The following is a 23,609-nucleotide window of genomic DNA, read 5'->3' on the forward strand; positions in this document are numbered from 1 at the left end:
CTGTTAGTACCACCCACTCGCGTTGTCACTACTGTTTTGCTTCGCAACAATCGCAATACCTAAACCATCGAGGATTTTAAACACTGTAGAGATATAAACATCTTCACCTTTTTCTACTCGGATAAAGGTCTTTTTAGTGACACCACACAACATGGCCGCCACCTCTTGAGTCAGCCCCGCTTGCTTACGGCTTTGTTTAACCTGTAAGCCCAATGAGTGTTGATCGAGTGAAAAGCCCATAACTAAATTCCGTAATGCTAACTAAAAGTGTACCTTGCTACACTTTAGCCCTGAATGTTCGATTATTCAACATAGAAGTGTAACAACATACACTTTAATCAGGTTTATACATCGAACAACACCAAAGGTGTAGTTTCATACACTATTGAGCAAGGCTTGCCATCAAACACCCTAAAAGTGTAACTGACTACACTTTTCTGCTTAACCTCGCCCGATAGCTTATCCTGCTAAATTTCATGCATTAAAAAACCCGACACTGTTGCAAGTCTCGGGTTTTTCTATTCTTTTACAAGAAGTGGCTTTAAGTTTTTAGGCTATAGACCAACATAGGCTTTACGTTCTAACGCAGGAAAAATCGCTTTAGAGCAAGGCTTCTTGCCACGACGTTTAGCTTTCTTAAACGAGTGGCAAGGTAACGCAGCTATAAACGATTTTAACCAGTTAGATTACATGCCCATGCCGCCCATACCGCCCATACCACCCATACCGCCCATGCCGCCCATATCAGCTGCATCGTCTTTAACTTCAGCAACCATACACTCGGTTGTGATCATTAGACCGGCAATTGAAGAGGCGAACTGTAGCGCGCTACGAGTTACTTTAGTTGGGTCAAGAATACCCATCTCTAGCATGTCACCATATGTGTCGTTACCTGCGTTGTAACCGTAGTTACCCGTGCCGTTCTTCACATTGTTAGCAACAACTGAACCTTCTTCACCCGCGTTAGTAGCGATTTGACGTAGTGGCGCTTCCATTGCACGTAGTGCGATGATCACACCGTGCTTCTGGTCTTCGTTAAGTACTTCTACTTCACCAATTTTGCTTGCTACGCGTACTAGTGCAACACCACCACCAGCAACCACACCTTCTTCAACCGCTGCGCGAGTTGCGTGTAGTGCGTCTTCTACGCGTGCTTTCTTTTCTTTCATTTCAACTTCAGTCGCTGCGCCAACCTTGATTACGGCTACGCCGCCTGCAAGTTTAGCCATACGCTCTTGAAGCTTCTCTTTGTCGTAATCTGACGTAGATTCTTCAGCCTGGATTTTGATCTGTGCTACGCGAGACTTGATTTGAGCCTCTTCACCGTTACCGTCGATAATGGTTGTGTCATCTTTAGTAATGATAACGCGCTTAGCAGTACCTAGATCTTCTAGAGTGGCTTTTTCAAGCTCTAGACCAATCTCTTCAGCAATAACAGTACCGCCAGTTAGGATAGCGATATCTTGTAGCATTGCTTTACGACGATCGCCAAAACCTGGTGCCTTAACAGCAGCAACTTTAACGATACCGCGCATGTTGTTTACTACTAGTGTTGCTAGTGCTTCACCTTCAACGTCTTCAGCAACGATAAGCAGTGGCTTACCTGTTTTAGCTAGACCTTCAAGGATTGGTAGCAATTCACGGATGTTAGATACTTTTTTGTCTACTAGAAGGATGAATGGGCTTTCTAGTTCAACGCTGCCAGTTTCTGGCTTGTTGATGAAGTATGGAGATAGGTAACCGCGGTCAAACTGCATACCTTCAACTACGTCTAGCTCGTTCTCTAGTGCTTGACCTTCTTCAACAGTGATAACGCCTTCTTTACCTACGCGCTCCATCGCAGTTGCGATGATTTCACCAATTGACTCGTCTGAGTTAGCAGAGATGGTACCAACTTGAGCAATCGCTTTAGTGTCTGAACACTCTTGAGATAGGTTTTTAAGCTCGGCAACAGCAGCGATTACCGCTTTGTCGATACCGCGCTTAAGATCCATTGGGTTCATGCCTGCTGCAACGGCTTTTAGGCCTTCAGTTACGATTGCTTGCGCAAGTACTGTTGCAGTTGTAGTACCGTCACCGGCTGCATCGTTGGCTTTAGAAGCAACTTCTTTAACCATTTGTGCGCCCATGTTTTCGAACTTATCTTCTAGTTCGATCTCTTTTGCTACTGACACACCATCTTTAGTGATAAGTGGAGCACCAAAGCTCTTGTCTAGTACAACGTTACGACCTTTTGGGCCTAGGGTAACTTTAACTGCGTTAGCTAGAACGTTAACGCCTGCTAGCATTTTTACGCGTGCGTCATTACCAAATAATACTTCTTTAGCTGCCATCTTTAATGTCCTTTAAATTCTTTTGAAATGACTAATGCGTTGTTGGCCAGTCGCTCGATCACGCATCAGTATTGGAAAATGTCTAAATGGAGTGAATTAGCTCACTACAGCCATTAGATCTGATTCAGAAAGGATTAGCACTTCTTCACCATCAATTTTTTCTTTCTTTACACCGTAACCTTCGTTGAAGATAACGATGTCGCCAACTTTAACGTCAAGTGGCTGAACAGTACCGTTTTCAAGAATACGTCCGTTGCCTACAGCAAGAACTTCACCGCGGCTAGATTGCTCTGCTGCGCTGCCTGTTAGCACGATGCCACCCGCTGACTTTGATTCAACTTCTGAACGCTTAACTATGACACGATCATGTAATGGACGAATATTCATCGATGGATACTCCAATTGTTTTTATGCCTAACTTATCTGCAGGCTTTTAAAGATAGTAACGACTTTACTCGATTTCACTTAAGTAAAACCAAAACTGTCGCTTGATGTTCGATACATGGGGGTTAATGTGCTCGGTTCCAAGCCCCATTTACAAAATAAATCCGATTTTTTTGACCCAGCCGGATAAAATTTGTGGCAATCCTGATAGAATTCGCCCTCCGAGTAAAGACTAGGCAAGAGTTCCCTATGAAAGACAGACACGGGCTGCTATCTCAGCCAATTGGTCGTGTACTGCTAAATATGAGCCTTCCAAACCTGATTGGTATTTTAACCATTCTCGGGTTCAGCCTCGTTGACACTTTTTTTATCAGCCAATTAGGCACCGAAGCCTTAGCGGCGATCAGTTTTACCTTTCCCGTGACCTTGATTATTTCAAGTATTGCTATCGGTATTGGCGCTGGAGTATCGACTAACCTAGGGCGCTTGATTGGCGGCGGACATGCAGATAAAGCAAAGGTGTTTTTACACGATGCATTAATGCTGACCTTCTTGTTGATTGCCTTTATCGCTCTACTCGGCAGCCTGTGTATCGACCCGCTATTTAGCCTGCTTGGTGCCAACCAGTCCAGCTTACCGCTTATTCATGACTATATGTTTATCTGGTACTTAGGGGCGCCACTACTGGTGCTGCTAATGGTGGGTAACCAAGGCCTGCGCGCCACAGGGGATACTCGTTCTCCAGCAAAAATCATGATGCTCGCGGCATTAATCAACCTTATTCTCGACCCATTACTGATTTTTGGTATTGGGCCATTCCCACGCTTAGAGATTGAGGGTGCGGCGATTGCGACGGTGATCTCTTGGGTGGTGGCGCTGTCACTGTCGACTCATCTACTGATTTTTAAGCGCCACTTAGTCGGCTTTGTTGAACTCAACATTACTCGCCTGAAATGCAACTGGAAGCAGCTGGCGCATATTGCTCAACCTGCAGCGATGATGAACTTACTTAACCCGTTAGCCAATGCCATTATTATGGCGATGCTGGCGCGTATCGACCACAGCGCGGTGGCGGCCTTTGGTGCCGGAACTCGCTTAGAGTCGGTAATGCTGATTGCAGTAATGGCGTTGTCATCTAGCCTAGTGCCATTTGTGGCGCAAAACCTGGGCGCGGGGCAAACCATGCGTGCCCGTAGCGCGCTATTGCTGTCACTTAAATTTGTATTGGTGTTCCAAACCTTGCTGTATTTACCACTGCTGTTTTTAGCCAGACCATTGGCAGAGCTGTTTAGTAGCGACCCGCAGGTGATTGAATGGCTCAGTTTCTATATTTTAGTTATGCCAGCTGCTTATGGTCCGCTTGGGGTGGTGATTTTAGTGGCGACCTCACTTAATGCCTATCACAGGCCGATGAGCTCACTTATCTTAAACGTGTGCCGTCTGTTTTTAATCATGCTGCCGTTAGCGGCGCTGGGCTCATATTTAGGTGGAGTGAAAGGTTTGCTCTTAGCGCTACCTATTACTAACGCGATTATGGGTATTGCCTGTTATATTTTGGCGACACGGATCTCGGAGCCAGAGAAAACCGATATCACTGTTAGCCAAGCTTAACGCTAATGCTAAATGCCAATTGCAGAGGCTATCGTTAATGCAACGTTTACCGCTAAGGAACAGCTCATGCACGCCGTTGACCAAATCTTTAATGATGAAGACTTCTCTGATCAGGACTTGCAAGATGCGCGCTTTGAGCGCTGCAGCTTTTATCAATGCCGCTTTAATCATAGCGACTTAACTGATGCCCAGTTTATCCACTGTAAGTTTATTGTGCCAGGTGAGGATAAGGGCTGTGACTTTAGTTACGCCACCCTGACCAATGCCAGCTTTAAGCACTGTAATTTGAGTATGGCGATCTTTAAAGGGGCCCGTTGTTACGGCCTTGAGATGCGTGAGTCTAACCTACAAGGTAGCGACTTTAGCCGCGCTAGTTTTGCTAATTACATCACTCCGAAAAGCTATTTCTGCTCGGCCTATATCACCAACTGTAACTTAGCCTATGCCGATTTTGGCGGCATGTTACTGGAAGAGTGTGAGCTATTTGATAATCGCTGGCGTGGCGCTAATTTAACTGGCGCATCGATGAAAGGCAGCGATTTAAGCGGCGGCGAGTTCTCGCCAGAACAATGGGGCAGCTTTGAGTTACAAGGTGCGAATATCACCCGAGTTGAACTCGATGGACTCGATCTGCGCGTAGTGAGCCTTGAAGGTGTCATGATTAATCAGTGGCAACAGGAGCAGCTACTTGCGCAGTTAGGCCTGATTGTGACGCCCGATTAGGCAGTCGTCGCTCACAACAACTAGCCTGGCATATCGCTGCACAGCAAAAATTATTCTGCATCAACTTGAGCGCAATAAAGCCTGCTACCGCTCCAGTTCCCCTTCGCTTAACACACGTTATTTAGCAGTAACAACTATAGTTAAGGTAACTGTAAACTCGGCTGTGAGTCGGCTTTATATTACTTTTGTATTTAAGGAGGTCATTATGACCGCCCTCAAAATCCTCTTACTGTCTGCATTAATTTTTCTGGTGTTTTTTTTAGGCCTGACTCCTAATGTCAGCTTTAAACATCAAGTGCAACCTATCTTCCAAGCATCTTGTATTGAGTGTCACTCAGCCACGGGTGAAGGCACACAAAGCTCAGGATTAATACTCGATAGCTACGCGAGCCTAATGCTAGGTACAAACAAAGGGCCTGTGGTTGTGGCTAACAGCCCTACATCGAGCACGCTCTATCTCGCAATCGATCATCAGCTCGACTCGTCTATCCAGATGCCACCGCATCATGAAGATCACGCCAGTCAAGGTCAAAGGAAACCCCTGACCAGCGAGCAGATTAAAGTGATTAAAGATTGGATTGAACAAGGCGCCATGGATAATTAAACACCCTGTGCCAGCCGTTATTGATGCAACACCCATAAACAAAAATTTATGGGTGTTCCCTGCTATTGCCTGTTACTGTTACTGTTACTGTTACTGTTTATGCCCATCACGATAAGAAAGAGCGCTCATAAAATGAATGTTACAGCCTTATTTTCACTCGTAATTAAAGTAATGCGGGTCCCTGTCATAGTTACAGTCTTAGTTGCAGTCATAGCCACCCCAACGATGGCCAGTGAGCCGTTGCAGTCTGAAGAGTATGCCATTGGCGTGATGGTAAAATCCCTCGATAACGCCATACAACATCCCTCAGCCGACGCTCTAGAATTGATTAGCCAATACGGCACAGATTCGCGTTACTATGTCATGATCCGTGGTTGGTTAGTTCAAGAGCTGCAAGGGGCCAACAGTCAGTTAGCAGCCAATCGCAAAGAGGATATGCATAAAGCTAAGCTGCAACAGAGAGTCGACTTTTTGCAGCAAGCGATCCGCCGTATCGATCTAGAATGATCGCTATTGGGCTCATCCATTAAGTCCTGTTCAAAACACGACGAAACAGACAAGATACATCATGAAAACATCCATAAAAGCTGCACTTCTATCTGCCTTTATTTGCCCTGGCAGTGGCCATTTTTATCTTAAGAAATACGCCATGGGTAAAGTGTTACTGGTCACCACTGTAACCAGTCTATGTTTTTTACTCTGGCACGCTTATCAATGCGCGCAGATCATCTCTCAGCAAATATTAAATGGCGAGATCCCACTTGAGCTTAATGCGATCTACAGTGCGGTAACCCAGGCGCCCCTTGGTAATGAAGCGCTTTATATCAATATTGCTACCATGGGATTTATTCTGGCATGGGTCATTGGGATTATTGACTCCTACCGTCTTGGCAAACAGCTCGATGATGCAGAACATAAGCACTAATCAGTAAGAAATAAGTAAGAAATAAGTAAGTAAGAAATAAGTAGCAAATACTAAGCAGTATCAAGAGCTGAGCCTCGGCTAAAACTCAGCCACAAAAAAGGGCTACTGTTCAGTAGCCCTTTTCATTGCTGTTAAGCCTAACGCTTACAGCGTCCGGTCTAGCAATGCCTCTGTTTTAGAGAAGTCATGCTGACTCGATGAGTGCTTATGCTGAGTCACTTTAGCATATGGATTCTTATCGAAATCATATTCATTCATTGCCGCTAGTGGCTTTGAAAAGTCATGACGCGTTGAGCCACGCTGAATATTATTTTTTTGGTTAGCTGGAATATTCTTTGAAAAATCATAATCGGCACTTGCCGCTATTGTTTTTGAGAAATCTGGTCGCTCAGCCATTGCTGAGGTGGAAATACAGCTAATCGCTACTGTTAAGGCTACGCTGGTTAACTTATTCATTTACAACTCCAATCTTACTTGCCTACATTCGATTAACAATCAGTCTACGTGATCCGACTGTTTTAGAGAACAAAAAAGAGGCAAATATTGCATTTTGATACAAATGAAACATAAAAGGCTAAATCTGAGTTCAGCTTTTATCAGATAGGATGACTTTATAACCTTCTGAGGTAATTAACTTTTTATGACTGGATTGGTATAACTCGCTTGCTCATTGACAGTTTTGGCTTAGCAATAAAAAAGACGCGATAATTCGCGTCTTTTTTATTGCTAAGCCTTAACCTGAGAGCAGAATCTTAGGCTTTAACCTTATAGTCAGCCTTAAATCGGTGAGCCAGGCGGCAATGCCAACGGCTTAGTGATTAACTTAGCCTTAGCATCGGTTAGTCCCTTCTCGACACCATGCTGCAACCATGCAAAGTGCGCCGATTCATAAGCACTCACACGCTTAGCTTTGCGTTTAAGCTGCTTAACCGTATAAGTTAGGCGCTCTGCTAACTGCGCTTTGACTTCAGGGCGAGTTTTGTCGTTATGATAAGCACTAAGTAAGCTATCAAGCGTGACAGCATTAACGCGCATCCACACCCCTAGCTCTGGTCCTGTAGGGATATCGCTAAACAAGGTTGCAGCAAGCACCTTGTCGGTCAGCTTGGTCACTGATAACTGCTCTTTATCGCTCAAATACGCCTGATTGACGCGGTTGAGTCGCTCTGGAGTGTAAATCTGTGACACGGTCAAGCGGCTCAGTACTTCAGCCATTCCCACAGGATCGGTAATCACCCCTAGACCTGAGTCGAAGCTCTCACGAGTTTTGTAATAGTTACCCGCCTTAGGCACCAATACTTCTTGCAGCTTTTCAGACACAACTAACGCTTCTGGTGACAAGCTTGCTAGCAAGACTTCTAGCGCTTGTTGCTGAATCGCTGGCGCAACATAGTGCCACGTTTGTCCATCGATACCATCGCCATAACTGTATGTGGTGCCACCGATCATTTTGGCTGCTGCAGCAATCTGGAAACGGGTCAGCAAGTAGATAGGCACAAATGCGTCTTGAAGCTCGCCTTGAGGCTGCTCAGCAAGTAGCGCCTCGGCAGAGAAATCATTAATTGCCTTGGTGCGCACTGCTGCAAGTCGCGTTAATTCGGCAACGGGATCATTACCATTGTCCCAAAGGCTAGCATAGGCATTACTCGCTCCCGCTGTACGGGAGTCTGCCTCGCCGATATACCTTAGGCCTTGTTTAGCCACATCATCACGTAGCTTGCTAAGCCCTTGAGCCTCGCTGCCATCGGCAAATTCACCGTAACCATAAGCCACGGTGTATTTATCCCACGCTCCAATACCTTCGTCGTAGGGTTTACTGATATCGATTTTATCACCATTGATTGCCACCATAGGGTGCGGGTAATCCATCACCGAGGCATTACTGTTACTTGAGGCGGCAAAGTTATGATCGAGCCCTAAGGTGTGACCCACCTCATGAGCTGACAGCTGACGAATACGTGCCAGCGCTAACGCCATTGCCGCATCGCCGGCGGCGGCTCTGTCTTCCCAACCCGCGGTTAAACCACGGGCAATAAGGTGATCTTGTCGTACGCGCTGACTGCCTAAGGTGACATGACCTTTAATGATCTCACCGGTGCGAGGATCGGTAACCGCTGAACCATAAGACCAGCCGCGGGTTGCGCGGTGAACCCACTGGATCATGTTATAACGCACATCCTGTGGATCGGCATCTTCTGGTAGCAACTCAACTTTGAAGCCATTAATAAAGCCTGCATGAGTAAATGCATCTTCCCACCAGCTCGCCCCTTCTAACAGTGCCGTTCTAATTGGCTCTGGAACGCCAGGGTCGAGATAATAAGTAATAGGTTTAACCACCTGACTCGGTGCACTGCCAGGGGTGACTTTTTCTAAACGGTGGCGCAATAAAAAGCGCTGACGAATATCTTCATCAACACGAGTACCATAATCTAAATACTCATCAGACAGGTAACCACTTAAAGGGTGATAAGCGCGTGCTTGATAACCCTCTTCTGGTAGCGCGATAAATGAATAACGCAGGCGTACCGAAAGGTGCTTAGCATCAGGGGTGACCTGGGCAACATAATCACCGCCTTTGGCAGCGTCGAAGGTGAGTAACACATCGATATCGCTGTTACGTTCAAAGGATTTAACCCCTTCAGGCAAAATAAGTGACTTGCTCTTGTCGAGCTGATAACTGCCTTGCTTGGTTTGCTCTAATACGTCACTGATCCCGTGTAGATCGTTAAGCACTAAATCGTTGATCGCAACAAGATTACGCTTCCCCGTAACCAACTTGCCACGCCACAACACTGACTCGGCAAAAGCTTCTTTAACGGCGCGCTGCTCGGCGACGTTGTCAGTGTTAGCGCGATAGGCTGTATTGAGCTGCTTTAAAATAAGGTAAGGGCCATGGCGCTCAAATTGCACCATGCGAGTTCGACCAAGCTGGCCTCTGTCTAGACCAATATCATTAGAGCCTACGCCATGGGGGAGGCTGGTTAGCATTAAAAATGGCTGGTTGAGCTTATTGGCTTCGAGGTAAAGATCCCCTGATGATGCGTCATAAAACAGATTAATGAAACCTGTTGCTGCCTGGCTTTTTTTAATCAGTGTTGCAGTGTTTGTAGTGGCAGCCACTGCACTGGTCATAGGCACTACGGCGAGTGCAATTGCCAGCGCGAGTTTGTAGGGTCTCATTCGATCTCCTTGATCTTGTTGATCGCTATCGCATTCGGTTAAATACAATAATCTTTATTTTTATTATTAAGATTGATTAGCTTAATAAATAGGCTTGCACTTTAGCAAGCCTATCTTGTTCTATTTGAGTAACTATCACTTAAGCGACTATGTTTGTCACATCAGTGTTTGTCACATCAGTGTTTGTCACATCAGTGTTTATCACATCAGGGTTTATAGCATCAGTGCTTATGGCATTCGCCTTTAGGACTTCCTGCCACACACAGCTATCCAATGGCTCAAGGTATCGAACAGCTCATTGAGCACTATCGGCTTGGTAATATGGGCATTCATCCCCGCCGCTAAGCTCTTTTCCCTATCACCAGACATGGCATGTGCCGTCATAGCGATCACCGGTAGCTGTTCGGTTGAGTAGCGTTTACGTAACTCTTTAGTCGCCGTAAGACCATCCATCACCGGCATCTGAATATCCATTAATACCGCATCGTAATTGGCTTTATCTATCATATCTAAGGCGATCTGCCCGTTTTCGGCAACATCGACCGTGTAGCCCGCGCTTTTAAGTAACTCGGTAGCCACTTGCTGATTAATAAAGTTATCTTCAACCAGCAGAATATAACCAGAGTCTTGTTCGCCCACCTCTTCAATCACATCTGGCAGAGGGTTCAGACTTGGCTCATCGGCAAAGGCTGAGATAATCTCATCGAATAAAGATGATGCTTTAAATGGCTTTTGCAGCAAGGCATACACGTTCGCGTCGGCGACATCTTTTTGCATCGGCTCTGCAGTGTATGCGGTCATCATGATAATGATCGGCCGCTTGTCCAATCGACCATCCGCCACCATGGCATCGATCTCTTTAATCACCTCAAGACCATCCATCTCAGGCATCATCCAGTCGAGCAACAGTAGATCGATAGGTTTTTTACTTAGCTTATATAGGCCTTCTGGCCCACTTGCTGCCGTGTCGACATTGAAATGGAAATCCCTTAGTACGCTCGAATAAATCTGCAGCGCCGTTGGGTTATCATCAATAACTAAGGTTTGAAGGTTACCTAAGGTTTCAGGCACGACAAGCGGCAATACCTCAGCCTCCTCGGCAATCTCAAAGCTAATGGTGAAGCTAAAGGTACTGCCAACCCCCATTTCACTTTCAACCTGCATGGTACCGCCCATCATCGACACTAAGTGTTTACTGATTGAGAGCCCAAGACCTGTACCACCATACTTGCGGGTAGTGGACCCGTCAGCCTGAGCAAAGGCATCAAACAGGGTCGCCTGCTGCTCTTTACTAATACCAATACCGGTATCACGTACCCAGAATTTAAGGGTAATGCGGTGATCGCGCTCGCCCACATCTTCACAGCCAAGCTCAATCTCACCCGACTGAGTAAACTTAACCGCATTAGACAGCATATTAATCAGGATCTGCCCTAAACGCAGTGGATCACCTTCTAAAATAAGTCCAGCGGTAACAGGTGCGTACAAGAGCAGCTCGACTCCCTTTTCTTGTGCCTTAAGTCCATTTAGATCAAGCGCATGATCTAATACCTTATCTAGCGGGAAGGCGACGCGTTCGAGCTCTAGCTTACCTGCTTCAATCTTAGAGAAATCGAGGATGTCATTGATGATCCGCAGCAGCGAGTGCGCCGAGAAGCCGGCTTTCTCAAGGTAATCTTTTTGCTTTGGCGTGAGCGAAGTGCGCTGCGCCAACTGCAACATACCGATAATGGCGTTCATTGGCGTACGAATTTCATGACTCATGTTGGCCAAAAATTCACTCTTGTACAGGTTAGCCATTTCCGCGTCTTGTTTAGCTTCTAGCATCGAAACTTCGTTACGCTTATGGCGAGTAATATCTTTGTGAGTCCCCACCATACGCTTTGGCTGATTATTCGGGGTGAACTCTACCACTCGGCCACGAGACAATAACCAGTGATATTCACCGCTCTTGCCAAGCATTCTAAATTCGATATCGAAGGCACCAACAGGATTGGCAAGGTATTGCTCGCGATACTCTTGCACACGAATGCGATCGTCCGGATGGATCAGCTCATCAATGGTTGATGCTAAGGCTGGGAACTCATTGACCTTATAACCAAGCATTGAATAGTAGGCTGGGTTACAAATAATCTGCTCAGAGTCTAAATACCAATCCCATAGACCATCTTCCACCGCGTCCATGGCTAAGTGATAACGCTCTTCCGATAAACGCAGCTGCTCCGCCGACTCATATTCTCGCGTCACATCACGCCATACGGCAATAAGGCCTAACAGCTCACCACGGCGGTTATAGAAAGGGATTTTTAAGGTATCGAGTAGCACAGGTTTACCCGCAAGCTCTACCTTTTCCTGATAACGTAGCGGCGTTCTATCTGTGAGTACCCGCTCATCTTCGGCGCGAATACGCAACGACTGCTCGTCAGGTGTCAGTGCATCTGAGAACTGGCCAATAATTTCACTCTCGCTAAAGCCCAGCATACGCTCAGCTGACTTGTTACAACCTAGGTAACGACCCTCTTTGTCCTTAAACACAATCGCTTCGGGGATCGAGTCGAGCAGTGAACGTAGCAACGCATATTCTTGTTCGCGGCGCTCAGTGGTCTCTTTTAGTCGCTCGGTGCGCTGCGCCACCAGCTTATCGAGTCGCCGATTTTGCTCTGCCAAATGCCGGGTATATTGTTTGTTCTCTTCAAAAATCCGGCTCACCAACTGGAACCAGGGCGCCCATCCCACGGTAATTTTCTCGGGAGGTTTGATAGGTTCCGCCGAACACTCCTCTAGGTGAGTCAGCAATCGAGATGCCGGGTTAACGAATGAGCGGCGAGTCTGCCAGTGTACTATGGTCACCAAAATCGATAATGCTAAGACAACTAACACGAATGTCATCTCCAGCTTTTCCCATGAGTCTTTAAACAGGTCGTCGACATCTTGCAGATACAGTAGGCGCCACGGTGCGTTATGTAACGCAACAGAGTGAATATAATAACCGTTTCGGATAATGCCTTCGTGGGCATCAAACAGCTCCGACTCTGGGATCGAGTGCAGCTCAGACGGGATCTTCTGGCTAATATGATAAACACGATTGATATCAGAGTTGTCGATATCGCTATGGGTCAAAATATTATTATTTTGATCCAGCAAAATAACCGTGCCGGGCATTTTAAAGTACAAGCGGATCTGCTTTCTCAGCGAGGCCAGCGTCATGTCTAAGTTGATCGATCCGATAAACTCATCTTCGAGATATATGGGTACCCCAAGCGTAGTTAATAGGCCTTTACCGGTCGCTTCAACATAAGCGGGGCTCCAGGCAAAGCTGCGCTGCGGGTTATTCGAGGGAGTGACTAACTGAAACTGTTTCTTGTTAAGCAGTTCATCACGAAAGCGTTGCTCATCTGACGGCCACGGAAAATAAGACATGATGCGGCGTTTAGAGATGTAATAGATAGAAGAGGCTTTAGGCGCGGCTTCGTTTGCAACCGGAAAAGACAGCGAAAGCTCAAACAGCATCTCCAGTTCTTGATAAAACTGTTCGCTGCGACCATTAAGCGAACCCGCACCAGTGATGCGTCCCATGTTGGTGAAAGGATCACCACTTTTGGCGTAGCTGGGCTCTAAGGTAAAGAACTGGCCACTCTCGTTAAATTTTTCATACTGAGGTAAGCGGTCCTTACGCACCAGCTCCCCTAATCGTAAATGATCGACGGCAACGTTGCGTAGACTCTTAACCGCACGAATACTCGACTCCAGCAGCAAGTCCACCTGTAGCACGTGACGTTCAACTAACTCTTCGGTTTGGGCGATTAACTGGGCCTTCTGATTGTCGAATGAAATCCAAGCGGTTCCCAAAGCCATGATGATTACGCCGATATAGGTGTAAAAAACGGCTCTATTATAGTTTTTCTGAATCGTTGACTTTAGCTGAAGAGTCGGCTCAATCCGTTTCATTTACAACCCTTGGTATACTCTTTACGAGATTATTCAAATGCGCCCATTTTAAAGACAGGACTTTGGCGTTAATAATATCAGTAAGATAGCTTTCAATAATAGCTTAAAAGTGTAACTTAGAAGTTAAAAAGGCCTCAACAAGTGTGAGGCCTAATCCATTTATCAACCAAAACAGAGCTGGTTACAGGTTTTCTTCGGCAAACTCAGCAAGACGTGAGCGTACAACGCCATTGAGGTAGATGTTTGCACTGCCATCGAAGTCTTTAAAACGTTCCACAATATAAGTTAAACCTGAGGTCACAGCAGTTAAATAATTAGAATCTATTTGCGCAAGGTTACCACTACAAATCAGCTTAGTGCCTTCACCCATTCGAGTGATCATGGTTTTGATCTGTGAAGCCGTTAAATTTTGGCACTCATCGAGGATAACGACCGAATTTTGAATCGAACGGCCGCGCATAAAGTTAATCGACTTAAACTGGATATTGGCTTTATCCATGATGTAGTTCATGCTGCCACTCGGGTTGACATCATTCTTATGCAGCACCTCTAAAGTATCGGTGATTGCTGCCAACCAAGGGGTCATTTTTTCCTCTTCGGTGCCGGGTAAGAAACCAATAGACTCGGCAATTTCAGGCGTATTACGGGTCACGATGATTTTTTCATATTTACCACGTTCAACCACCAACTCTAACGCTGCAGCCATCGCGAGCAAGGTTTTACCACAACCTGCTGGGCCCGTTAAGATCACCAGATCGATATCTGGATCCAGCAATGCTTGCATCGCCATACCTTGGTAAATATTTTTAGGCTTAATTCCCCAAGCTTCGAGGTTCATCAGCCTTTCTTGACTTAAGTCTAAAAATTTAAGATCAGTAGGAGTCTTCTCGACAATGCGTCCACAAAACTCACTACTTTCATCGAGTAAATATTGATTGGTGTAAAACAGATCATCGCCGAGCTTATCGATCGGTACACTATGCACAGTATGGCGACCATCACTCTGGGTTTTCACCTCATCGGTCTGCTGCCAAAAATCCCCTTCGAAGCGATGAAAGCCTTTAGTTAAAAAGCGAATATCATCGATAAGCTGATCGGTACGGTAATCTTCTACCTGCTCAATGCCCGCACCTTTGGCTTTAAGGCGCATATTGATATCTTTGGTAACCAGTACCACCTTACGAGGTTTATGTAACGCCTGCAGATGCAGCGCAGTATTAATGATACGGTTATCGTTATTGTCACCTGGCATACTGCCAGTGGTAAACTCGATTTGATGGTCGGGGAAAATTGATAAGGTGCCACTGACATCGGCATGGTCTTCACGTCCTGGCAGGGGAACCCCTTGGACGATTTGCTCGGGCGTGGTTTTGCCACCCAAAATATCTTCTAATGCTCTAATCGCAACTCGAGCATCACGGCTGACGTCTCGTTTTCTATCCTTAATCAGGTCCAGCTCTTCCAGAACTGTCATTGGTACGACTACGTCATGTTCCTTAAATGAATAGATAGCTAAAGGTTCATGCAGTAATACGTTGGTATCCAGTACAAACAACTTTCTGTCGTCTTGTTCCATGGCGCCTCCAATTGTGTATTAGTGTCAATTACAAGATCGGTGCAGCTCCTTTTGTTGGTTACTAATTTGTTAACAACAATTCCATACTGCCACCAATAAGTTCCGGCTTCAATGCTCTGTGTGAGTTTTTAGCCGCCAACTAAGCTTTTTAAGCCCTCACCATTGATATCGAGCTGATGTGACAGAGCGATGACACAAAAAAATACTTCGGTGCAACTGATTATTTAGTACACTATTACTTCCGATTAGGGCGATTATTCGCGGGTTCAATTTTCAATATGCTCGCGATTGGTATAACATACGCGCCCCTTGTGATTCACCCAGTATATGAGAGTTTTAAATGCCGTTTTCCTTAGGTCAACGTTGGATCAGTGACACTGAATCAGAATTAGGTTTAGGTACTGTTGTTGGAGTTGAAGGCCGTATGGTCACCGTTCTTTTCCCTGCAACTGGCGAGAATAGATTATTTTCTCGAACCGAAGCCCCGCTAACACGTGTTATTTACAACCCAGGCGACACTGTAGAGAGCCATGAAGAGTGGAGCATTACGGTCACTGAGGTTGAAGAAAAAGATTCACTGATTATTTACCACGGCACTCATAGCGAAACTGGCGAGCAAGTTAGCCTGCGCGAAACCTTGCTAAATCACAATATCCGTTTCAATAAGCCACAAGATCGTCTATTCGCCGGTCAAATCGATCGTCTCGATCGGTTTAATGTGCGCTATCTGTGTCAGCTATTGAGAAATAAGCTCGCCACATCTGATCTGCTTGGACTACAAGGGCCACGCGTTGGATTGATCCCACATCAACAATGGATTGCACACGAAGTGGGTCAGCGTTTTGCACCCCGCGTTTTGCTAGCCGATGAAGTGGGTCTAGGTAAAACCATTGAAGCGGGTTTAATTATTCATCAGCAACTACTGACTGGTCGTGCTGAGCGTATCTTAGTTATTGTGCCTGATACACTGCGTCACCAGTGGTTGGTTGAAATGCTACGTCGCTTTAACCTGCGTTTCTCTGTATTTGATGAAGACCGCTGCGTTGAAGCCTATGCCGATAACGACAACCCTTTCTACACTGAACAGTTAGTGATTTGCTCACTGGAGCTGCTGCGTAAAAAGCGTCGTTTAGAGCAAGCGCTAGATGCCGATTGGGATCTAATGGTTGTCGATGAAGCGCATCACTTAGAATGGTCTGAAGACGCCCCAAGCCGCGCTTACCAAATTGTTGAAGCCTTAAGTGAAGTCGTGCCTGGCGTACTACTGCTAACCGCGACACCTGATCAACTAGGTCACCAGAGTCACTTTGCGCGTTTGCGTCTATTAGATCCAGATCGTTTCTATGACTATCAAGCCTTCTTAAAAGAAGAAGATAGCTACAAAGATGTCGCAACCGCAGCCGATGCACTCGCCAGCGGAGAAGCGCTGTCGGATGAGTCGATTAACGGCTTAACCCAGCTGCTTGGTGAAAAAGATATCAGCGCTACCATTAGCCTTATTCAAGATGAAGCAGCCAATGCCGACGCTCGCTTCCAGGCGCGTGATGAGCTATTACAAGATCTGCTCGACCGTCACGGTACAGGCCGCGTGCTTTACCGTAATAGCCGCGCGTCAGTTAAAGGCTTCCCACAACGTAATCTGCATGTGCATCCACAAAAGATGCCTGAGCAATATGTTACCGCTTACCGCGTTAGCGCGATGATGAACAAGCATTTAGACACCAATGCTAAAGTGCGCCAAGTATTAAGCCCAGAGAAGATCTACCAAGACTTTGATAGCGGCAGTGCTAGCTGGTGGAAGTTCGACCCGCGTGTGGATTGGCTCATTGATTTCTTAAAGACCAACCGCAGCAAGAAAGTACTGATTATTGCTAGCCAAGCGGAAACCGCTTTGAGCTTAGAAGAAGCATTACGTACTCGCGAAGGTATTCAGGCAACGGTCTTCCATGAAGGCATGTCGATTATCGAGCGCGATAAAGCGGGTGCTTACTTCGCACAGGAAACCGGCGGCGCACAGGCGCTTATCTGTAGTGAGATTGGTTCAGAAGGCCGTAACTTCCAGTTCGCCAGTAACTTGGTATTGTTCGATCTACCGTTAAACCCAGATCTACTTGAGCAGCGTATTGGTCGTCTCGATCGTATCGGTCAGAAGAACGATGTTGAGATCCACTTGCCATACTTAGCTAACACGGCGCAAGAAAGATTGACCGAGTGGTATCACCAGGGCTTAAACGCTTTTGAGTGTACTTGCCCAAGTGGTCACATTCTATTTAACGAGTTCTCTGGTGAGCTGCTAGAAACCTTGCTAAATAATGACGATACAAGCCTAGAAACGTTACTGGATAACACTAAAGCGCGCTATCAAGAGCTAAAGCTTGCGATGGAACAAGGGCGCGACAAACTGCTTGAGATCAACTCTCACGGCGGCGAACGTGCTAACAAGTTAGTACAGAGTTTGGCAGACAAAGATGGTGACACTCAGCTTATCGGCTCGGTGATCCGCCTTTGGGATATTATTGGTGTCGAGCAAGAAGACAGCGGCGAGAACGCCATTGTATTGCACCCAAGCGAACACATGATGTTCCCGACTTATCCTGGTCTGCCAGAAGATGGTATTACCGTGACCTTCGATCGTGAGATGGCCCTGTCTCGTGACGATATTGCGCTGATCACTCAAGAGCATCCACTGGTACAAACGGGTCTAGACTTAATCACGTCTTCAGAAACCGGAACCACTAGCGTAGCAGTACTAAAAAACAAGGCGTTGCCAGCAGGTACCGTCTTCCTTGAGCTTATCTACTTAGCCGATGCGTCTGCACCTAAGTCAAGCCAGCTATACCGCTACCTACCGCCAACACCTGTACGTGTGTTACTGGATAAGAATGGCAATAACTTGTCTGACAATGTGACTTACGAAAGCTTTAACAAGCAGTTAAGCGCGGTGAACCGCCATATTGCCAGCAAGCTAGTCAATGCATCACAGGCGATTTTACACCCGCTATTTGCTAAGGCTGAAACGTTTGCCAATGCCGAGCTACAAACGCTAACAGATTGTGCTCGCGAGAAGATGACCAGTCAGTTGTCTGGTGAGCTTGAACGCTTAAAAGCGCTAAAATCAGTTAACCCAAACATTCGTGATGAAGAGCTAACTCACCTTAGCGATCAGATGAGCGAATTAAACCGTTACCTAGACAGCAGCAAGCTACAACTTGATGCGGTTAGACTGGTATTAGTTAGCCACGCATAACAAGTCACAGTAATGGGTATCATAAGGCCTCGATAATTCGAGGCTTTTTTTTGCCGAATGTTGACCAATTATGTATATACTGCGCAAGATTTTATTCGCTTCGATGTTTTAGCGTAAAAAGGCTGCAGTCCAAGATGAAGTTTTCTCGATGTTTTTCTAAGTCCACTCCCCTATTGCTCCTAGTCTGCAGCACTTGCCTGCTAGCCAACTCATGTATAGCCGATACCGTGCCCACACATGAGCGGGTGGATTACAGCTATCTTCCTCCAAGCGAGCTCAAACAACTGCAGGTGGAAGGCAAAGATGTCCCTGCTCTTTTGCGTCCTTGGTTAGGCAAGCTGCAACTCGGGTTAACCATTATCGTGCCTGCTTTTTCAGAGCGAGCCGATGCACCTGGTTTCGTTAGCAATCTTAGACACGAGTTAAACCACTCAGGGTGGGCAACACTCGCACTGACTCCCCCGAGCCTGAGTAAGACGCCATATTTCGTCACTCACGCCGAAGAAGTGATTAAAGCGGGCGAGCAGCAAAGCTCAGTACCAGCTAACCAAGAAACACCTGACTTTAGCGCCGAACAACTGGCTCAAACTCAACAGCAGCAGCGAGACTTTATGCTAAGCGCTATGGCGCAGCTCGATAGTTTGGGCAAGGACTTTGCCGGTAAACGTATGCTTATTGCTATCGGTGACAGTGCTAATTTGGTCATTGAGTTGTTAGCGGCTAAACACCTGCCGATGCCTGACATACTGGTAGTGATAAACCCATACAGCGATATAGCCACAGTTAATAATGCACTACCACAAAAGCTGGCTGCGCTATCGATACCGGTACTCGATATACAATCAAACGATGGCGGCTCGGCTTCGCTCGCGACCCAAACGCAGCGACGCGTATTATCACCAGCCAACGCACCAACACGATATAGCCAGCAGTTATTATCACTGGATCTATCACTGCAAGTCTCTTGGAATAATAGCCTTAAGTTTATTGAAGGTTTTGCCAGTAGGATCAATAAAGCCTATCCAAATGGATAGGCTTTATCTAATCAAACAGCTAGTCAAACCGCTAGTCATACCGCAGGCTCAGCCATCGTTTTAATGATGGACTTACGCGCTCGATATTAGTCTTTACTGAGCTTGAGCGCTCCGGCAATGAGTAACACCGTTATCCCCATATACAGCAGATCTAACATAGACGTAGGCTTCATATCGGTAAAGAAAGAGAACACCTTGATGATCAGCATCATTAAGATCACTTTGCCGAGCTTACTCTTGAGCGAATCGATACTACTAATGATGAGGAGCTTACCGCCCGCCTCACTTTGGCTGGCATGCTTAAGGTTGCTAATAAACAGTTCATACAGACCAAATGCAAAAATAAGCAGTACAGCACCTAATAGGAAGGTGTCTAAGATCTCAACCACAACCATCACCAGATCATTACGTACCGCATGGCTGCCGCTGAATATATAACCGAGAATAAGCTCAATCATATGCACCACATCTCTGAGCCCCATAGCAAAAACAACGAAAGCAGCAATGATGCAGGAAAGCACACCAAACATCACAGAAAGACGACTGCTCCATAAAAAACGTTCAAAAAGTTCGCGCATGAGTAAAGAGTTCCAATTGGTTGAATGGAATATGGTTTCGCTAAATCGCTGCCAAACCTAAGCGAGCAAACAAAGCGGTGAATTAGCGAGGAGTGTAAAAGAAGCCACTGCCTACTACATAAAATTCATAGCAATTCGTGAATCTGATCACACTTCATCGTTTTACCCAAAATTACCAACCTGAATCTCGGTTTCGATAGGCTTTTTCAGGGCTTTTAGTTTGTCTTAATGCGGCAATGATTCGATTTTTCCCCAGCAGTAATCGTAGCTGATACCAAGACTCACGCCTGAGTAATTGACGAACAGAAGCCGACCAATTCTTGTTAATACTTCGCTTGATAGCGGCATTAGCATCGGGCGAGGTTTGCGATAATTTAGTCGCTAGCGCAGTCGCTGTGGCCATCGGGTCATCAGCGACTGCGGTGACCAAATTGCTTGCTAACGCCTGCTCTGCAGTTAACACATCCGCCGTCATCGTCAACATAAGTGCTTGATCTTTTGGCATCAACTCTCGTAAACCTGCAAGTCCAGCCATATCAGGTACTAAACCCCACTTGGCTTCCATAATTGACATTTTGCAATCGGGAGCCGCAATTCTAAAATCCGCCCCGAGAACGATTTGCATGCCGCCACCGTAACACACGCCCTCAAGGACCGCGATAACGGGTACCGGTAATCTGCGCCAACCAATAGAAACCCTCTGCGCCAAATTTGCATTACCTGGCAACCACTTAAATAATAACTTAACGGCGTCTAACGGCGAGTTCATCACACTTTTTACATCTAAACCTGAGCTAAAATTACCGCCTTCACCGAACAGCACCACAGCGGTAAGCGAACGGTCTTTCGACAAGGTTTTTATACAGTGTTCTATCTCAGTAAAAAGCTTATAACTCAGTGCATTATATTTTTCTGGTCGATTAAGGCTCACATAAGCTATGCCATTTTTTTGGGTCAAACGTAATAAATCATAAGTCATCTTGGGGCCTTTCTTGGCAAGTGGTCTGTCCAGATTGGCAAGTTAACACATTTGGATTATTTCGTTAATAGCTATAACATGTGTTTGAATTATGACAAACGTCATTTTATTGTCATAAAATAAGCCTATCTATTAATTAGTTGATAATTAATAATCTGGCCGTAGCGCATGCCCTTCTCATAAGGGACAATGTTATGGAAGCTACCGAGAACCATTTCTCTTCGAAGGCATAAGCCAAGGATGCACCGCTGAAATGCAATTTATTGTATTACAGTGGCGAGTTATTGATCCCAAAAAATGACAGAGGCTTCATGAACGGGGCAATAGACTAATTAAAATCACAAAAAAGCTGTTGATGGATAATAGGAAAAATAATAATAATGCCGCTCCCCATACTCATTTGTGATGACTCTGCGCTAGCCAGAAAACAGATGGCTCGCACACTCCCAAAAGACTGGGATATTGAAATAACCTATGCCACCAATGGCTTAGAAGGAATAGAGGCCATTCGCGAAGGCAAAGGCGAAGTCGTGTTTCTGGATCTCAACATGCCCGTAATGGATGGTTATCAAGTCTTAGAAGCCATTCAAAAAGAAGATCTTCCAGCATTAGTTATTGTGGTTTCTGGTGATATTCAAATTAAGGCTCACGAACGCGTTAAAAGCTTAGGCGCACTCGATTTTATTCAAAAGCCTGTGAGTGCCGGCTCAATTAGCCATATTTTGCAAGAGTACGGTATTTTAGAGTTGGCCCAAAGCGGTGGTGAAAATCAAGCGCCGATGATCCAGGTCGATCTGCGCGATGCCTGCCAAGAAGTCGCCAACGTTGCCATGGGGCGCGCGGCCGATCTCTTATCTAAGTTACTCAACGTATTTGTAAAGTTGCCTATTCCTAATGTGAACGTACTTGAGGTCAGTGAACTGACCATGACACTTAAGGCCACTGAAGAATACAGCACGGTATCGGCGTTATGCCAAGGCTTTATTGGTGCAGGTGTCGCAGGAGAAGCCCTATTACTTTTCCATGACTCTTCATTTAAAGATATGGCTAAGCTGATGAAGCTTGAACACCCAGAAGATGAACACACCGAACTCGAAGTCATGATAGACACGGGTAATGTGTTGATTGGTGCCTTCCTCAACGGCATATCAGAGCAGTTACACATGAAGTTTAGCCAAAGTCACCCCGTCGTTCTTGGCAGACACTGCAGCGTTAACAGCCTGATTAGTGAAAACGCGGATAAATGGAGCCGTACATTGGCGATGGAAATTAACTACCGTATTGAAGATCATGATATTCAATGTGATCTGCTGTTACTGTTTACCGAAGACTCACTGCCAACGCTCAACTATAAGCTCGGCTACTTGCTCGATTGAAATGGATATTAGGATGGCAACAGATCAGAAAGCTGTAGACAACAGTGCAATGAACGAACTCCACTGGCTAATCGATATGGTACAGACCATAGAGGTAGGCTTAGTGGTACTCGATCGTGATTACAACATTCAACTGTGGAATGGTTTCATGGAAAACCACAGCGGTGTAACCCCCAATTCAATCAAAGATAAGAATCTATTTGAGCAGTTTGAATACCTACCCGCACAATGGTTAAAGCAAAAAATGGAGTCGGTCTATCTATTAAAGAACCGCGCTTTTATCAGCTGGGAACAACGCCCTTTTATATTCGAATTTAAAAATTATCGGCCTATTACAGGCAGAGCTGACTTCATGTACCAGAATGTCACCTTGCTGCCGTTATCATCACTCTCAGGTGAAGTGACTCATATTAGTATGATTGTTTACGATGTCACTGACGTCGCCATCAATAAATTACAACTAAAGTCGGCTAATGAACGCTTAGAATACTTAAGCCAAATTGATGGTCTTAGCCAGCTATTTAACCGTCGTCATTGGGAGTTATGCTTACAGAAAGAGTTCGATCGCCATACTCGATATGGCAGTGAAACCAGCCTAGTGATGATAGATATCGACCACTTTAAAGTAATTAACGATACCTATGGCCACCAAGCCGGCGATCGAGTCATCCAAAATGTCTCTCATACCATTCGAAAATCACTGCGAGAAACCGACTGCGCAGGACGCTATGGTGGTGAAGAGTTTGCAGTGGTGCTGGCCAATACTCCTGCGGTCAATGCCCGCTTTTTTGCAGAGCGTCTGCGCAAGAAAGTTGAGCAATTGCAAATTGCCTACGAAGAACAGCTTATCAAGGTCACTATCAGCATCGGCATCTGTGAAATTAAGCCAGAGGTAAACGACTGTGAGACTTGGTTATCTCAAGCCGACCAAGCACTTTATCAAGCGAAAGAAGCAGGACGTAACTGCTGTATCACTCATGAGTAGCCTATACCCATCACTATAAAACAGACACAAAAATGCCCATCACTAGATGGTAATGCCGATCATTTAGCAGTTTATTGATCGGTTGACCGATCTTTATAAGATGGCAAAATCCGAGTGTTTTTAAAC

General features: G+C 45.8%; 18 protein-coding genes. 9 read left to right on the forward strand and 9 right to left on the reverse strand.

Going from position 1 to position 23,609, the window contains the following annotated elements:
* Positions 1–3: 3 nt before the first annotated feature.
* The 3 genes from ACVBIK_RS07130 to ACVBIK_RS07140 form a co-directional block, all read right to left on the reverse strand.
* Entirely contained in the window at positions 4–240 is a 237-nt protein-coding gene (locus tag ACVBIK_RS07130; protein WP_447169376.1) for a helix-turn-helix domain-containing protein, read from the reverse strand.
* 446 nt (positions 241–686) lie between these two features.
* Complete coding sequence (gene groL, locus ACVBIK_RS07135) at positions 687–2,333, reverse strand: chaperonin GroEL (protein ID WP_447159709.1); 1,647 nt, start codon at positions 2,331–2,333, stop codon at positions 687–689.
* A 96-nt stretch (positions 2,334–2,429) separates the two neighbouring features.
* Entirely contained in the window at positions 2,430–2,720 is a 291-nt protein-coding gene (locus ACVBIK_RS07140) for a co-chaperone GroES (RefSeq protein WP_220782516.1), read from the reverse strand.
* Between the two features lie 246 nt (positions 2,721–2,966).
* On the opposite strand from ACVBIK_RS07140, the gene ACVBIK_RS07145 reads away from it, so the two are divergent.
* From ACVBIK_RS07145 to ACVBIK_RS07165, 5 genes are all read left to right on the forward strand, one after another.
* The gene (locus ACVBIK_RS07145; protein ID WP_447169377.1) at positions 2,967–4,328 is read left to right on the forward strand and encodes an MATE family efflux transporter; all 1,362 of its coding nucleotides are present in this window, start codon (positions 2,967–2,969) and stop codon (positions 4,326–4,328) included.
* A gap of 66 nt (positions 4,329–4,394) precedes the next feature.
* A complete protein-coding gene (locus ACVBIK_RS07150) occupies positions 4,395–5,051 on the forward strand; it encodes a Qnr family pentapeptide repeat protein (protein WP_447169381.1) in 657 nt (218 codons plus the stop codon).
* Between the two features lie 205 nt (positions 5,052–5,256).
* Complete coding sequence (locus ACVBIK_RS07155) at positions 5,257–5,655, forward strand: c-type cytochrome domain-containing protein (RefSeq protein WP_447159711.1); 399 nt, start codon at positions 5,257–5,259, stop codon at positions 5,653–5,655.
* A gap of 132 nt (positions 5,656–5,787) precedes the next feature.
* The gene (locus ACVBIK_RS07160; protein WP_447159712.1) at positions 5,788–6,162 is read left to right on the forward strand and encodes a hypothetical protein; all 375 of its coding nucleotides are present in this window, start codon (positions 5,788–5,790) and stop codon (positions 6,160–6,162) included.
* 61 nt (positions 6,163–6,223) lie between these two features.
* Positions 6,224–6,580: a DUF6677 family protein gene (locus tag ACVBIK_RS07165; RefSeq protein WP_447169378.1), complete on the forward strand. Its 357-nt coding sequence runs from the start codon at positions 6,224–6,226 to the stop codon at positions 6,578–6,580.
* A 144-nt stretch (positions 6,581–6,724) separates the two neighbouring features.
* Here ACVBIK_RS07165 and ACVBIK_RS07170 read toward each other — a convergent pair whose 3' ends face one another.
* From ACVBIK_RS07170 to ACVBIK_RS07185, 4 genes are all read right to left on the reverse strand, one after another.
* Entirely contained in the window at positions 6,725–7,036 is a 312-nt protein-coding gene (locus ACVBIK_RS07170) for a hypothetical protein (RefSeq protein WP_447159714.1), read from the reverse strand.
* Between the two features lie 321 nt (positions 7,037–7,357).
* The gene (locus ACVBIK_RS07175; RefSeq protein WP_447163268.1) at positions 7,358–9,760 is read right to left on the reverse strand and encodes a zinc-dependent metalloprotease; all 2,403 of its coding nucleotides are present in this window, start codon (positions 9,758–9,760) and stop codon (positions 7,358–7,360) included.
* A gap of 243 nt (positions 9,761–10,003) precedes the next feature.
* Positions 10,004–13,708: a response regulator gene (locus ACVBIK_RS07180; protein ID WP_447159716.1), complete on the reverse strand. Its 3,705-nt coding sequence runs from the start codon at positions 13,706–13,708 to the stop codon at positions 10,004–10,006.
* Positions 13,709–13,889: 181 nt separating this feature from the next.
* A complete protein-coding gene (locus tag ACVBIK_RS07185) occupies positions 13,890–15,284 on the reverse strand; it encodes a PhoH family protein (protein ID WP_447169379.1) in 1,395 nt (464 codons plus the stop codon).
* Positions 15,285–15,624: 340 nt separating this feature from the next.
* On the opposite strand from ACVBIK_RS07185, the gene rapA reads away from it, so the two are divergent.
* On the forward strand, positions 15,625–18,531 hold the full coding sequence (rapA, locus tag ACVBIK_RS07190) for an RNA polymerase-associated protein RapA (protein WP_447169380.1): 2,907 nt from the start codon (positions 15,625–15,627) through the stop codon (positions 18,529–18,531).
* 227 nt (positions 18,532–18,758) lie between these two features.
* Positions 18,759–19,565, forward strand: coding sequence for a DUF3530 family protein (locus ACVBIK_RS07195; RefSeq protein WP_447159719.1), 807 nt, complete (start codon positions 18,759–18,761; stop codon positions 19,563–19,565).
* 86 nt (positions 19,566–19,651) lie between these two features.
* Here the strand turns inward: ACVBIK_RS07195 and ACVBIK_RS07200 are convergent, their stop codons facing one another.
* Both ACVBIK_RS07200 and ACVBIK_RS07205 read right to left on the reverse strand, forming a co-directional pair.
* On the reverse strand, positions 19,652–20,143 hold the full coding sequence (locus ACVBIK_RS07200; RefSeq protein WP_447159720.1) for a YqhA family protein: 492 nt from the start codon (positions 20,141–20,143) through the stop codon (positions 19,652–19,654).
* A 172-nt stretch (positions 20,144–20,315) separates the two neighbouring features.
* Positions 20,316–21,122, reverse strand: a complete 807-nt coding sequence (locus tag ACVBIK_RS07205; RefSeq protein WP_447159721.1) for a crotonase/enoyl-CoA hydratase family protein — start codon at positions 21,120–21,122, stop codon at positions 20,316–20,318.
* Positions 21,123–21,502: 380 nt separating this feature from the next.
* On the opposite strand from ACVBIK_RS07205, the gene ACVBIK_RS07210 reads away from it, so the two are divergent.
* On the forward strand, positions 21,503–22,498 hold the full coding sequence (locus tag ACVBIK_RS07210) for a response regulator (RefSeq protein WP_447159722.1): 996 nt from the start codon (positions 21,503–21,505) through the stop codon (positions 22,496–22,498).
* Positions 22,499–22,511: 13 nt separating this feature from the next.
* Positions 22,512–23,483 carry a GGDEF domain-containing protein gene (locus ACVBIK_RS07215; RefSeq protein WP_447159723.1) on the forward strand — a complete coding sequence of 324 codons (972 nt, stop codon included), beginning with the start codon at positions 22,512–22,514 and terminating at the stop codon, positions 23,481–23,483.
* Positions 23,484–23,609: the final 126 nt, after the last annotated feature.

The organism is Shewanella sp. 125m-1 (assembly GCF_052977065.1).